The organism is Desulfobacula phenolica, assembly GCF_900105645.1.
Classification (GTDB): domain Bacteria; phylum Desulfobacterota; class Desulfobacteria; order Desulfobacterales; family Desulfobacteraceae; genus Desulfobacula; species Desulfobacula toluolica.
This window is the reverse complement of the sequence record NZ_FNLL01000001.1, coordinates 229,280-244,114: the sequence shown is the minus strand read 5'-3', so window position 1 is coordinate 244,114 and position 14,835 is coordinate 229,280. Positions and strand designations below refer to the sequence as shown.

The window sequence follows — 14,835 nt, the reverse complement described above, 5'->3', positions numbered from 1 at the left end:
TTTATGACTTACAATAAGTTGCAATCAGTGATCTCTTCCCATTTACATATGTTCCTATTCCCATGTCTCTAATTCACTTGCAATCTGATGGTATCGGTCAATCACCTGCTGACGTTTCATCTGGAAAAACAGAAAGCTTGCCGTAAACAAAATACCGGCAACCAAAAACAGAATGCCAATGGAAAGCGTAATGTTTTCTGCTGGCTGATTAATAATAATATGGGCAATCACACCAATGGCATTAACAATAAAAAACAGGGTTCCAAGATACAAAAATATCCTGACTTTCAGCGGAATGCCAGCCACAACAAAAAACGAAGACATAAAGGTCGCAATGACCGGATACCAGATAGAACTGCCAAAATCCATAATATTGTAAAAAGAACATGTTCCGCAAAGGATCAGGGAAACAATCAGTCTGAAATTTTTTGTATTTTCTGCCCCCAGTTTATCTTTGAACATCTGAATCAGGATCAGCGCACTATACATGGATGGAAATATATAAAACATAAGGTTTGTACAGTCCTGATTGAAAAAATAGAGCAATAGTGAGGCATTAATAAAAATAACAGTATAAATGGAGTGAACATTTTTCCCGGCCTTTGAAAGCCACAGATTTAATGCAGCCATGAGAATGGAAGACAGTTCGGCATGATGAAATGTGCCTGTCAGGTTGCCGGCCCAGAAAAACTGAATCGCCTGAAGATACAGCCAGCCAATGACACCATAGAACAGAATGGTTTTTTGAAAATACCCGGAAAATTCCGGGATCTTTTTTCTGAGAACATCCCGGATGCCTGCAATGATAACGGATATGGCAATAAGAAGATATCCGTCAACAGGCGAGCCAAAATCCAGGGTTTCCTGAACATCCAGTTTCCAGCGGATCAGCGCCAGGAGTGCCCAGAAAAAGCATTCAGTCCGGATGACAAAACCAAGTTTTTTACGGATCAATGCATATGCAAGAAAGATACCTGAAATGATCATAAAAACAAAACCCGTGAGCAAAACCGGCATCCAACTGTCCATATACCACTGCAAGTTGAACACTATGCTTGTGATACTGATCCCGGCAGAAATATATGCAAGAATAAAAAGTGCCTGTTGACTGTTATCTTCCCAGTCATTGATGAAATGCAAGTTTAGCCTGACAGCCTGGGTTTTAAAAGTTTTTGTGCGAATGATCAGGTGAAGGCAAAGGGGTGGGAAAAGATTAATTAATGCCCAGTAAAGGAAAAATCCCTGTGTAATTCCCCGGAGCAGACAAATCAGAACAATAAAAGTGATCACCGGCCAGAATGCAAAATGATATGTTCTGGGAACGGCAAAAGGCCGACCGGATAGCATCACCCAGCACATGAAAGGAAACAGAATAAACAGGATGCCCAAAGGATGAAGCAGGTTGAATTGGAAAATTAACAAATAATACAGAACAAACAAAACATTGATAACCGCATTGGAGACAGGATAAAGAAACTGTTTTTTCAAGCGGGAAATTACTGATAATAATATTATGATACCAATGGGAATGCTCCATATCAATCCGTATGATCTGAAATAAAATGTTCCGGCAACAAAAAACAACAGGGCCATTTCAATCATCACCATGGAAATGGTAACTTGCCTGTACCTGTACAACAAACCGCCCGCAGCAAGAATAACAGCAGAAATAATCCTGTGGTCAAGGCCATGATAACCGATAAGCTGCACAATGCAGGCCTGCATAATAAAGGCACTCATGAAATACAAAATAGTGTTGAGTTGTTTGAGGTCGGTTTCGTTTATATTGGTGAATCTGATAAACAAGGCCCTGCCGTTATGCGGAAGGATAAAATATATCTGAACCAGGTGAAGACAAAGAATCGCACACAAAACTTCGGGAAAATAGGGCCAGAAAGGTTTAATCAAATAACCGGATAATAGTATTGAGCCAGTGGTGATCAATAGCGTTCCCAGAATGCTCAAGCCTTTCCAGTCAGAATGTTTGCTCAAGCGCAAAAAACCTGTTCCCATGAGAATCACCACGGGTGAATGGATGTAATAATTTATCCAGTCAAAAGGCTGATCCGGAAATAAAACAGCCTGCAACGGACGTTGCTGAATGTATAAAAAGGTCCCCATTGCCATAAGAATGCCTGCTGCCAGAGCATCTTCCACTCTTTTGGCCTCCTTTGTTTCAATGCGGAATAAAAAATAAAAACCGGGCAGCGGTATCAGATAAAGCACCATATTGGGAAAGGGAAAAAGAAAAAAACAAAATGACCAGAAAGCCATCACCACCGAAATCCTGTAAAGGGACCGTATCAGCGGTGTTACCGCCGTCAGACAGAACCGAAAGAAAAAACAGACAAGCAGAAGGATAACACTGCTGACCACAAACCTGATTTCAAAGGGTTCGGACAGGTGATGGGATTTAAAAAAGTTAACGGTTAACAGGCACATGACAATGATGGACAGGAATACAGCGGTTTTTTCTCTCTGGACAGACAGATGTTTATTCATATCTCCACCTCCCTTCTTTGTGCTGCGGCCACTTTATTGTAAACCAGGAAAACAAAAATTGTGAACATGGCGGATATGCTCAAAAGATGACTGGTATTTAAATTGTTTTTAATAAAAAAATCATGAAATCCCATTGCAACAAATCCGTTTGCATAGGCGAAAATACCGACTGCCAGATACCCGAGATATGGCTTGTAAAGCCTTCTGTAACAAAACACCGTATAGGGGATAATCAGATATAATAAAACACCGGGCGGTGCTTGAAATAAGCGCATAAACTGGATGAGATGAAAAACAAGGGCGATATGGACAAAGACCTCGGCAGACTTAGCCAGCCGGTTTAAATAATTGATATGAATATCTCCGGTATTGGATTCCATCGGTCTTGTTACCTTATGTTTAATTCCAAGGCACAGCAATGCTTCCAGCAGCGCAAACACCGTGAATCCAAAAATCAATCCCGCTAACGGCTCAAACATCAGGAGAAGTCCTGCATAAACGCACACAAATGCTTTTGCAATATACAAAAAAGCGGTTTTAAAATACCGGTTGCCTGCGTGAATCAAGAAATATCCGGCTATGACAATATAGAGCAGACTGTTCAAAAAAACAGGGCTTAATGATCCATAAAATCCGTAGAAAAACGGCACTGAAACACAAAAACTGAAAACACAGGCCACACCAAATAGCCATGTGTGAAAAACATCTGAATAATATTTGGCAATTTTATTTTTTGATCTTTCAAAGCTGAATCCCGGGATAAAAAATATCAGGCCGGCAAGTATGAGCAGTTTTAGAAAATCAGATCCCGCTTGATATAAAAACATTCCTGATGATTGCTGAACCGCATTTACGATGGCGTCCTGCTTAAACAAAACATATCCAAATGTTATTAATATTATCAGATGAAGCAAAATCAAGTGAGAATATCTTTTGTATTTCCTCACAATGAGCGTTTTGTGCATATATGCGCAAACCATTGTTACAGAGGCAAAAAGCAGATGTTTATTCCAAAAAGATTCAGGTACAAATGCTGTGTAATACACATAAAATAAAAACCCGAGAACTGCACCTGCATGGTTGAAAAATGTATTCATATACACGATGGGGCTTTTCAAAGAGGCCTCATGATCAACTTTGATTTTAACCGTTCGTGACCAGATGTCATATATAAACAGACATAGGACCAGCCAGAGCGGCTGTAAAATTGCGGGAACATAGGATGAAGCACTGCAGAAAATCAGAATCGCCGGCAAAAAAACAATAAACCCGGTCTGTTTGAAATTGTATTTGATAACAAAATAATAAAACACAAAAGACACAATCAAAAGAGTTAAAACAATTTTAAGCGCAAAGAATGAAAAATGATGAGGCCCGGAATTTAAAAGGGTATAATGAGAACAAACCTTAATACAGGCGATCAGGGCCATGGCCCATCCGGCCAACTCAAAAGGAAAGCTTAAAAATTGTTTGGACCGCAAGGGCAGTTCCCGGTTGAATATCGTATCAAATGATTTGCTTTGCCAGATGCCGTGTTTTTTGAACAAGTGGGAGGCATATAAAAAACCAAGTGAGGCCACGCCTGTTCCCAGGCCGGTTTTCATCTGAATTCCCGTTGCTTTATAAGCTACCATACCAAACACGCAGGACACTGAAAAAATCAGATACACAGGAAGCTGGGACATGGTATTCTTTGCTGACAGGCTCAAAGATACCAGCAAAGAGATAAACGCAAGAACCATGATCATAGTCAAATTTGGGGGCTCAAAATAAAACACCAGACAGGCAAAGATAAATACCGCCATTGCAATCATGGAAATGATCAGGGATACTGCTGTTTTATGAACATGGGCCAGGGCGTCTTTCAGCTTTATTGATGCCAGGGTCCAGACCAATCCCATAAAAGCAAACGACATCAGGGCCGCATCAAACCGGTGCATAAACAGCAATCCCAAACAGGGTACAATCAGCATGGCCCCCAAATTAAGGAACCATAAGGTTCTTAAATAGTGTTTTGCATAACGGATATAGCCGTAAACAAAGACAAAAAAAGACAGAATCATCATGATTAAAAATCCTGCCCAACCGTTAAAGAATTTCAGAAAAAGGGTTGCCTGAAAAGACAAAAGAACCGGAAAAATCAAATACGAAATGGATTGAATCGCTGTTTTTGAATATTTTTTTTCGTACAAAACAGCACATACCAGGGAAACCGCAGCGGAAAGAATCATGCTGGAGATGAACAACCTGCCTGAGGGCAAAAATACATCTTTGATTTCAAACACGATTGAAGCAAAAAAGCAAAAAATATGGGCTGTAATAATATTATCCAGCAAGGCTGCTCGAAGATACTTCTTATACAGCAACCATAAAGCCGCACTTAAGAGCAGACAAAAAGGCGTCACTGGCAGAACCGATTTAAAGCTGAGCAGAATACCAAGAACAGACAATACCGATGTCAGGATAAGCTGTTTATAGATTCTTTCCTGTTGCCCGAAAAAAATTATGCCAAGAGCAATCAGCTGAAGAAGAATCGCCATACTGCCTGCATCCGGTATAATTCTGTAGTATACACAGCAGATAAACAGGGTTAACAGGTAATTCACTCCGAAAAGCAGGGTTCTGAACCAGTGCTTTGATTGATCTTTTTTTAAAACAGCATGAATCGTATATCCATATACAAAAAATGTGGCAAACATGATGATCGTGATGGCAGCCGGCAGCATATGGGCACCGGCATACAATGAAAAACCGGGTAAAAATAAAATGGTATTGATGATGATTAAATACAGGCCTGGATTAAACCCGATGGAATCTTTAATCCACCTGCCTATCAGGGCAAACAAGGTGATGGCGTAAAGTATGCCAAGCCCTGTCCCCGCAACAGGACCAATGGTTTTGTCCAGGTAAAACATGGACAGAGCGATCAGATAATTAAACGGGATGGATAATACGCAAATCGTGGCAAAAAGTGCAGGAGCTTTGGGTGACACACCTTTATGAAGATTTTTGTAGAAAAAACGGCTGATGTATGCCAGCGCAACAGAGGTAAAATACATGGGCAATGCACCGGTTAAAAGCCGGTAATATTGTCCTTTGTTCCATACCCAGATTGAAATGCAAAGCCAGGCAAGCATGAGCAGGGCGGCTCCAAGAATTCCCAAAAGATTTTCAGACAAAAACGGTTTTAGATATTTATTCCAGGTGCTGTGTTCCTGGACAATTTGATCCTCAAAGGAGGTTTTTTTATCCATGGCCGACAGTTCGTCCATTGCTGACAGGTCATCAATATCCATGTCGGATGATTCATCAGGAATATATGAAACCGTCTCATCCATAATACTTGCAGTGGAAAGAGGTTGTTGTTTTGAGAGATGAGTATTTGACAATGCAGTATCGCAAACAGGATGCAATGGTTTTTGGGCCGGTTTGGAAAGTTTTTGGGCCGGTTTGCAAGACTGTTCTGCCGGCTCCGGCACAAGAATTTCTTTGTCTGATTTGATTTTTTCAAAAACAGCCTTCCACCCTTTACTTATAGGTGTTTCAAGAGATCCTTCAAAATTGATGACATATAAAAATTCATAAACAAATCGGTTTTCTTCGATCAGTTTCATCGTTTCTCTGAAACCTTTCAGATCTTTTTCAATCTCAAGATCCGCCATCAAAAGCCAATTTCTTTGAGACTTTTCCGGGTGGACACCGGTACAGGCCATACACAACTCAAGGTTTTTCTCAACAGGTGCCATTTCAGCAAACTTTTTCAGAAACCGGGCTTTTCCAGGTCCGTCCCATAAAATAAGATAGCTGCAAACATCGATGTTTTTTTTCAAATGACTGGAAACCCGGTATTCTTCAAGAAACTGGTATGCATCATGCCCCATTTTTAAGAATGAATCCACAGGCAGATCTCCTGAAAAAATTTTTTCACGGTTTTGTCTGCTCTGCATGGCGGTAAACTGCCTGATCCGGTTGATGTCATCAATTAAATCCGCAGCATTCATGGAGGATACCAGTCCCCTGGTGATCAACTCACGGATGATGGTGTCTGTAAGATCCGGGAACAATGGGGGCCTGAATCCTTTATGGGCATTGCCGAAAAAGTCCCGGCTTAAATGAGTTAAGTATTCATAACTTGATTCAGCAGCATCAAATTCATCAATCATCCGGCTGAATTGTGAAATGACAGATTGCCAGGAGTAAAGCTTGATCGGCACCTGACTTAACCCGTCATGATATTCGGAAAGATCCAGGGGCTTATTTGCGGTGATGGCCTGTTTTCTCAGCTGCCCAATGGTTTTTAATCGTTTTTCAACCAGAAGCACATCAAACATGGAAACAGCGTCTTGTCCTGAAAATGTCCTGAATTCTTCCAGCAACACCCGAATGGGTTTGAGTTCAAGTCCGGCAACGGTCTCATTCATCAAAGGATGAATGGTTTTGTTGATCTTTTCGCACAACTCATAAAGGTGAGGCTCTTTTGAAAACTCTGATAAGTATGCCTGCAGTCGTGCAATAATAATAATTTTTTCTTTCTGGGTAAATGCCACTTTTTTAGTTGCTCCTAACCCGGAAATCCGGAAAATTTAATTAAGTATGATATCTCCTGATCTGTTCACCTCTTATTTTTTTTGTGCCACAATCAACAACCCCTTGACCGGATTTCCAGACTGCTTCCTGACATCAGCTTTGTTTATTTCTATTAATTGTAATCCATTCCGATTCAGGCACTCCTGAATATATTTTTGTGAATGTGCATAGCGGCCGCTGGGAAAAAGTTGATACTCCGCACTATCATCTTTCAGGCTCTCTACTGAAAATGCAATTTTCCCTCCGTTAACAAGGTATGAAGATGCGGATCTGATGATCGTATCCAAATTCCCAAAATATACAAACACATCAGAGCTGTATATCAGATCAAATTTTTCAGGGAAAACCCAATCCTGAAGGATGTCAAAAATTTCAAGTCGGTTGTAAATTTTCTTTTCAGATGCCTTTTCAAGCATCTTTGCCGATACATCAACACCTGTCAGACTGTTCGCAAAAGGCTGATAAAGCTGAGCGCCAAGACCTGTGCCGCAGCCAAGGTCCAGAATAGTCATCTGTTCAGTCAAATAGGGGCGCACGATATTAAAAAGGAGTTCAGGTGTTTTATATTCCAGTTCTTCAACCAGGATGGCTTCAAAATTTTGGGCACACTGATCAAAAATACTGCGTACATGTTCTACCGGTGCAGCATCAGGTGTTTCTATGCCCCCGATGCTTTGGAGCATGAATTTTGCTGTTTTATTTTCCGGCTGTATTTTAAGCACCTTGTTGTAGTGTTCTTCAGCTTCTTTTAACTGATCAGACTTTTGAAGAGAAATTCCGAGATTTAAGTGGGGGGATGCATAATCCGGCTGTATTTCAATGGCCTTTTTGTATGAATTCAAAGCATTTTGTGTCAGATTATGCTCATCTTGTGTCACGCCAAGGTTGTTCCAGGCTTCTGCCATTTGTGGAGCAAACCTTACTGCCGCCTGAAAACTGGATAAAGCATCATTTGGCCTCCCTATTTCCCGGTATGCGATACCCAGATTATTCCATACAATACCGGCATTCGGCTGCTGATCCAGCATAACCTTGTAAATAGCTATGGCTCCTTGATGATCATTCTCCAGTTGTTTCAGCCTTGCCAAACTATAGCATGCCGACAAATCAGGAGGGTTGAGATTGGCAGCTTTTTCAAATATTGGTTTTGCCTTATCCGGCCGATCTTGGTCCAGGTATAGTGATCCAAGCGCAGTTAGCGCCTGACCCCAGTCAGGCCTTTTTTTCAATATTTCCTGATAGCCTTTTTCCGCTTCAAAAAGCTTGCCTTCTCTATGGGCTGAATAATATTTTTTAAAAATTTGTTCGAGATCATCTTTTGTGTTCTTTTCCATATGTGGATTCTCTTTTGAATTATGCACAGTCATATGTTCATTTATCATTTTTTTCAAAGAGTTATACCAAACCGTTTAACCGCCGTGACCCCCTAAATCACCGAAGCGTCCGGTGTTTTTTGATGGTTTGAATTAACTTTAAATACCCGATAAGGCCGCTACGCTTCTTAGCAGCCCTCCCCACCCCTTTTTTAGATTATTATTGGATTTGATTATTATTAAATTTAATCTTTATCCAAAGAATACCAGTCAATTTTTCTTGTTATATACATTATTGTTGTTAATACGACAAATAGTCCAATGCTGCCCATAATTAAGGCAAAGTCTTCTAATTGAAGAACAATGTACAAATATGCATATAAGATTATTAATATGCCGCAGACTGTTAATGTGAAATGATTGTTCTTAATAATCCCTTTAGAATAAGCAGTTATGGTAGTGGTTATTGCAAAAGCCGATAATATATAAGCAATATCAAAATTCAGATGCTCAGAAATTGAAAGCAGCAGAACGTAAAATAATATAACGGCAAGTCCAATTAAAATATACTGAATGGGATGAACTCTCTTTTTGTTGATAATTTCTGACAAGAAAAAAGCTGAAAATGTAAAGACTATAAACATTATTGCATATTTCGATATCCTAATGGATTTTTGATATATGTCTGCAGTAATGAGTAACTTCAAACCAAAAGATGTGTCACTAACTTTATATTGATTGCCTATCCATAATTGAGGAAAATTTCTGTTCAGGTGCAAAACATTCCAGTCAGCGGAAAAGCCTTTGTCTGAAACCTCTCTGTTTGTTGGAAGATAAGCCCCGTTAAAGCTTGGTGACGGCCAATTTGATTTTAGTTTCAAGCTCGTTGTTTCACCTAACGGCACAAATTGAATTACTTCGCTGCCGTTTAAATTGAGTTGAAAGGAAAAGGAGTTGGTGTCTTTAGTTTCTAAAAGAGGAATATAGCAATGAACGCCTGATGATGCAATGTCAGTTGTTTTTAATCCTGGATTTGCTTTGTAATTGTCTTGGTTAAAAACTATCTTTATATTGTCTTGAATGCCTCTCATGTCGGTTATACCAATAGAAAAAATTGCTTTTTCCCAAAGTACATTTTCTACGTCAATGTTAGACTGGCTCAGTACAGGAATCGTGAAATTACCATTTACTTGGATTTTAGCATTATACAAGACAGCTTCATAAATGCTTCTGTATCTGATTTGCGGATATAGTTTCCCAGAAATATTAAGGTTTTCAGGCAGAATATGAAGATAATGCATGTTGAATTTTATCTTATCTTTTTCGTCTTTATAGAAAGATTTATATGGTATTGTGAAAAACGGTCCGGTAACAATCTGGCTATTTCCCCATTTTTGGTTTATTTCCTGGACAACAGAATCTCTTCTTGATTCCCTCTCTCTCATCATAGATGAGATCATTGATGTTGGAATTAGAAGAATCATGATTAGCAGTCCGATGGAGAATATTTTGATTGTCGCAGAATTTTTAATAAAACCCCCTGTTTTCTTAATAGTTTCTTGTGTTGTCATAGTTTTATTCCTAATCTAATATTAAGCTCACAAGCTTGTCTAAATGCAGCGGGCTGTTAACAGCCCTGCGCTCGCTGTCCTGGTTAACGCTTTAAAAAGTCCCTCTCAATTTTATTCATTGGGGTTGAAATCATTTCTCTAATATCGTATTTTCTGCTGCCCTTATGTATGTATTTGATTGATGTTTCATGCCGTTTGAAATTTATCCATCTACAATTTCTCTCAAGCTTTGCTGCATTGAAGACTTGAATGCAGCATCGCTTGCCGCCAGAAGGATTTAATCCGCTGCTGGTTGATGGTATAGCCCTGGACGAGATAATCCCTAAGCCGTTGCGTGGCCCAGATACGGAACTGCACCCCCCGTTTTGAATTCACCCGATACTCAACTGAAATCACGGCATCCAGATTGTAATGCTTGAGCTTTCGTTTGACCTGTCGTGTGCCTTCCGTGCGAACCACTAAGAAATCCTTAGCAGTTGACTTTTGCTCAAGCTCCCCGATCTTGTAAATATTTTTCAGATGCATCAGCACATTTTCCGGCGTGGTGTCAAACACCTCACCCATCTGGCGCTGGGTCAGCCAGACCGTCTCTTGTTCAAACCATACATCCACCCGGTAGATCTGTATGCGGCTGTCATCTGTCATAAGCTTATCTCTCTGTCATGCCACGGCCCTTGCTTTTCCTGTTTGTGGCACCTTGATTTTCCGGTCACGGCGGAGTTGATCAGCGTGGCTTTGTATTCCTTGAGTTTTTCAATCATCTGCTCCTGTATGGCAATGGCCTTATCGATTTTGATGAATTGGGCTTGGATGTAAGATACAATGATTTTTTGTTCTTTTTTAGGAGGATAAGGATTTTCCATCATGCCAGATTTATCGAAGTAAAACCTCAACCTCATATCCATTATACCTTTTGAATACCTTTTCATTTCTGGGAAAATATAGACTTGACCTGTCGACCCATTCTAAAATTTTAACCGCAAGTTGCTGCTTATTGATTTGATTAATGATTGTGGAACACCCTGTGCAACGGCCAGGTCATCCCATTGTGAAACATGCTCTATGATTTCTTCAATGATATGATTAATTTTACGTTTGGTAAATATAGGGCTTATTTTTTTCAGGCTATAAAAATCTTTGCGGATAAAATTGTCTCTCTTTCCATTGAGCTTCATCCAATGACTGCTTACCCAAGGGCTTCCCGGCTTGTAGCTGTAGGCCAAATCATAGGCTGGTGCCAATTGCCATTTGTTTTGGTTGTCAAGCATGAATCCAAAATTTTTAGAATGGTCGTCATGATTGCGTGCAACAATATTAAAAACCATTCGTTTGAATATTTGTATTGCATCATCCGGAGTTAACTTGAGTTCTCTTGCAAGTGAAAACAATTCTTCATATGAAAACGAGCCGACCTTTTTGTAATCAACATGTGCAATGCCGTTTAATGTTTGTACATGTATTTTCCGATTGCCTTTCCTGTCAAACCGCTGAGTAATGAAATGACGTCGATTCCCTTCATTGAGCAACCGGCAGGGATCATGTCTATTCCACAAGCTTTGGCCATGAGATGATAAACATACTCCATTGTGCCGTATCCCAATGGATCACCAAATGTTTCTTTATTTTTATGAATTTCGCTGACACCGTCAAACTTCATCACGCAATGAGTAAAACCTTCAGGCGCATTGGTTTGCCCCGACCTCACCTGAGTAAAATCACTGTTAAATGCAAGCACTGCTTTAGGTCTGGCACCACCGGCACTCGTACCGACAGATAACAGTGCCGTCATAGCTTCTTTATCTTCCCGGCCTTGTGGTCCAAGCGTTACCTGGAATTGTTCCCGTTTGTCCAAGATTTCCTGGGCAATGAAAATTAAAGACTGAATGTCAACATGTTGTGACCTGTTCAGATTTTTCCGCTGGATTGCCGGAGAATAAGTTAATGCTCCCATGCCACGCTTTCCTGTATATTGAAGACGCTGCAATGGGGTGATGTCTGTTGTAGATTTCCCCTGACCGGCTATCCAGGCATTCATCACTGCATTACCAAAATCATCAGGCAAAGAATCTGCAATCATCCCGGGTAATCCTTTGAAAGTTTCGTTATTATTCTCCGGAAACGAATAAATCTTTTTAGACAAAGGCATTTTTACAGGTGAAAGCTCAATACCCGACTTAATAAAGCGAGATTCAAATTCAAATGCGCCAACACCTGTTTTGGTATTAAAACTTATGGCACCGACATCCTGTTCTCTATATTTTACTTTTACGATTTCGATTACCATAAAGATTTATCTTCACTTATTTGGGATTTTCTTTTTTGAGATCTTGAAGCTCGCTGCCGTTTTTTCCCTTTTAGTTTAGCCAACTGTAAAGGAGAGATTTCCTGTACCGGTAAAAACACATTGATTTGCTCAACCATGCCAAGACTTATCAGAATTGCGATCAGGTTTTTTAATTGGACGTTACCTTTCTCAGCATTCAAAATAGTCCTCCTGTTTAAACCGGTTCTTGATGCCAGTTCAGCCTGTGTTAAATCGGCATTCAGCCTGGCTTGTTTTAGTCTCTCCCCTAATTGACCGGCAATTGCGACTGGCGACATTTTTTCAAACATCATAAAGCTACCTATTGTACACATTAAATGGTTTTATCAAATTAAAGTACCAATTAAGTAACACTATAACCTACTGCTTATTCTAAGACAATACGTTTTTATACAGTACAAATATTGTAACATTAATTGCTTTTAGGCATCAAAGATGCAATTTAACACACATTAACAATGTAATCTGATATCGTAAATTGAAAAATATTATCATTTCTGAACTAGTACGGTATCTATTTTGCTTCGGACATTACATACTTTTCCCTAACCCTTGAGCAAGACCAGGACTTGAAAAAAGTCCCGCTGTCCATTGTCATAATCCGGGCTGCCCGACAGAAAAAGGCTGGAGAGACAACGTTCCGTATACCCTCATCTTTCTGCCTTTGACCAGGACAAACCGACCTAAAAAACCTCCAAGTTCCTGCTGGATTCATTTATGTTTTTTTCCTTGAGACATAACTCTTTGGTCCAAGCAAAGTTCATCTTTTTTTATTTTAAAACGGCTGATCCTTGATGTCAGGGTTGTGGGTCTTAAGCCCAAAAGACTTGCTGCTCCATTTGGTCCATATATTTTTCCGTTACATTGTTCCAGGGCAAATATTATATTTTGTCTGATCTTTGTATTTATCTGTTTTTCTGTAAAAACCGTCTTACTTTCCTGTGCTTCTCTTAAAGATCTTAGTCCGCCTTCATCATGCTTAACTTTTGAAGAGTTCCCAGGCAAATAAAAAAGAATACAACCGGATTTGGACGTGATGACGGCTCTTTCAACTACATTCTGCAGTTCCCGTACATTTCCCGGCCAGTCATAATTCATGAGCTCCCTGATATTTAACTCAGTCAAATAGGGTACGGGAAGATTCATTTTTCCCGACACTATGTTTAAAAAATGCCGGGCAAGAAGAGGGATATCTTTTTTTCTTTCACGCAGGGGAACAACCTCAATGGGAAAGACATTCAGCCGGTAATATAGATCCTTGCGAAAGCTTCCTGCTGCAACTTCTTTTTCAAGGTTTCTATTTGTGGCAGCGATTATTCTGACATCAACTTTTCTGGTTTTTTCCTCTCCTATTCTTTCATACAACCCCTCCTGCAGAACCCGGAGCAGTTTTCCCTGCATGGTAAGTGGGATTTCTCCAACTTCGTCTAAAAACAGAGTTCCGCCGTCGGCTGCCTGGAATCGACCGGCCCTGTCTGAAATGGCACCGGTAAAAGCTCCTTTTTTGTGGCCAAAAAACTCGCTTTCATATAGTTCCCCTGGAATTGATGCGCAATTCACTCCGATCATGGGCCTGTTCCCTCTAGTGCTTCGTTTGTGAATTTCTCTTGCCACAAGCTCTTTACCCGTTCCTGATTCTCCAAGAATTAAAACGCTGGCACTGGTTGGGGCAACATTGTCTATCTGCTTGATCATATTCACAATAGGAGGACTTATGCCTATGATATCGCCAAAAGACCGGATATGATCAATTTCTTCTCTCAGATATCTGTTTTCAAGTTCCAGCCGGCCCTTTAAGGATCTGATCTCTTCAAATGCACGGGCATTGTCAATGGCGGATGCAGTGAAATTTGCAAGGGTTGCCAGCCACAGTGCCGCCCTTTCTATCCTTTTAAGATCAATCCAGGTGTAAACGGATATAACGCCAAGAATATCATTCTTTGACACAAAAGGTTGAATACAGTGGCCAATCAAATCAGGATTTTGCCTTAGTATGTTTTCATATAAATGTTTTTTTTCTTTTTGAATATTATCCAGACGAACCCCTTGACCACTAAGAGCCACATCACCTATATCTGAAAACCCCAGTGGAATACGGCGTTCTTCTCCATTTATACTTTGCCATTCTTTATTTCCCTGCTCTTTAGTTACGCTTGAAACAAGGTGGAGGCAAGAAGTATTCCGGCACAAATGTTTTTTATTACAGTCATTGCAGTCATCCCCTGTCTTGACGAGCCATATTCTGAGAAAAGCCACATGGGGTCTTGCAACAAAAGTTTCAGATAATAATTTAAGTATTTTTTTTTCAGAACGTTCTCTTGACATCTGCAACATGAGTTTTTGGAGAGACTCAAATTCCGGTTGGTAGCCTTGTGAAATTTTCATGGAATTTTATTTACCACGATAATCAGTTGTTTTTCAACTAATTATCGCCAAAAACGATATATAGTTATTTTCTTCATAAATGGCTATTAATAAAATCATAATATTATTTCAAACAGTTATGATTATTATTATCTTTGGCATATTTCTTGTTATG

The 14,835-nt window shown here is 39.9% G+C and carries 8 protein-coding genes and 1 pseudogene; all 9 read right to left on the bottom strand.

What is annotated here, in order from left to right:
- Positions 1 to 54: 54 nt before the first annotated feature.
- The 9 genes and pseudogenes from BLT94_RS00990 to BLT94_RS22475 all read right to left on the bottom strand — a co-directional run bounded on the left by BLT94_RS00990 (position 55) and on the right by BLT94_RS22475 (position 14,681).
- Positions 55 to 2,502, bottom strand: coding sequence for a hypothetical protein (locus tag BLT94_RS00990; protein WP_092229562.1), 2,448 nt, complete (start codon positions 2,500 to 2,502; stop codon positions 55 to 57).
- Complete coding sequence (locus tag BLT94_RS00985) at positions 2,499 to 7,049, bottom strand: hypothetical protein (RefSeq protein WP_092229559.1); 4,551 nt, start codon at positions 7,047 to 7,049, stop codon at positions 2,499 to 2,501. The genes BLT94_RS00990 and BLT94_RS00985 overlap by 4 nt, the downstream gene beginning before the upstream one ends.
- 72 nt (positions 7,050 to 7,121) lie before the next feature.
- On the bottom strand, positions 7,122 to 8,423 hold the full coding sequence (locus BLT94_RS00980; protein WP_245742889.1) for a tetratricopeptide repeat protein: 1,302 nt from the start codon (positions 8,421 to 8,423) through the stop codon (positions 7,122 to 7,124).
- A 224-nt stretch (positions 8,424 to 8,647) separates the two neighbouring features.
- Positions 8,648 to 9,973, bottom strand: coding sequence for a cell envelope integrity protein CreD (creD, locus tag BLT94_RS00975; protein ID WP_092229556.1), 1,326 nt, complete (start codon positions 9,971 to 9,973; stop codon positions 8,648 to 8,650).
- Between the two features lie 222 nt (positions 9,974 to 10,195).
- Positions 10,196 to 10,618, bottom strand: a complete 423-nt coding sequence (locus tag BLT94_RS00970) for a virulence RhuM family protein (protein ID WP_092229554.1) — start codon at positions 10,616 to 10,618, stop codon at positions 10,196 to 10,198.
- A complete protein-coding gene (locus tag BLT94_RS00965; RefSeq protein ID WP_014956790.1) occupies positions 10,615 to 10,839 on the bottom strand; it encodes a restriction endonuclease subunit S domain-containing protein in 225 nt (74 codons plus the stop codon). The genes BLT94_RS00970 and BLT94_RS00965 overlap by 4 nt, the downstream gene beginning before the upstream one ends.
- Before the next feature lie 99 nt (positions 10,840 to 10,938).
- Positions 10,939 to 12,257: pseudogene (locus BLT94_RS22610) on the bottom strand (type II toxin-antitoxin system HipA family toxin).
- Positions 12,251 to 12,589 carry a helix-turn-helix transcriptional regulator gene (locus BLT94_RS00955; protein ID WP_014956788.1) on the bottom strand — a complete coding sequence of 113 codons (339 nt, stop codon included), beginning with the start codon at positions 12,587 to 12,589 and terminating at the stop codon, positions 12,251 to 12,253. Before BLT94_RS00955 ends, BLT94_RS22610 begins: the two are co-directional and overlap by 7 nt.
- A 418-nt stretch (positions 12,590 to 13,007) precedes the next feature.
- Positions 13,008 to 14,681: a sigma-54-dependent Fis family transcriptional regulator gene (locus BLT94_RS22475; protein WP_092229550.1), complete on the bottom strand. Its 1,674-nt coding sequence runs from the start codon at positions 14,679 to 14,681 to the stop codon at positions 13,008 to 13,010.
- Positions 14,682 to 14,835: the final 154 nt, after the last annotated feature.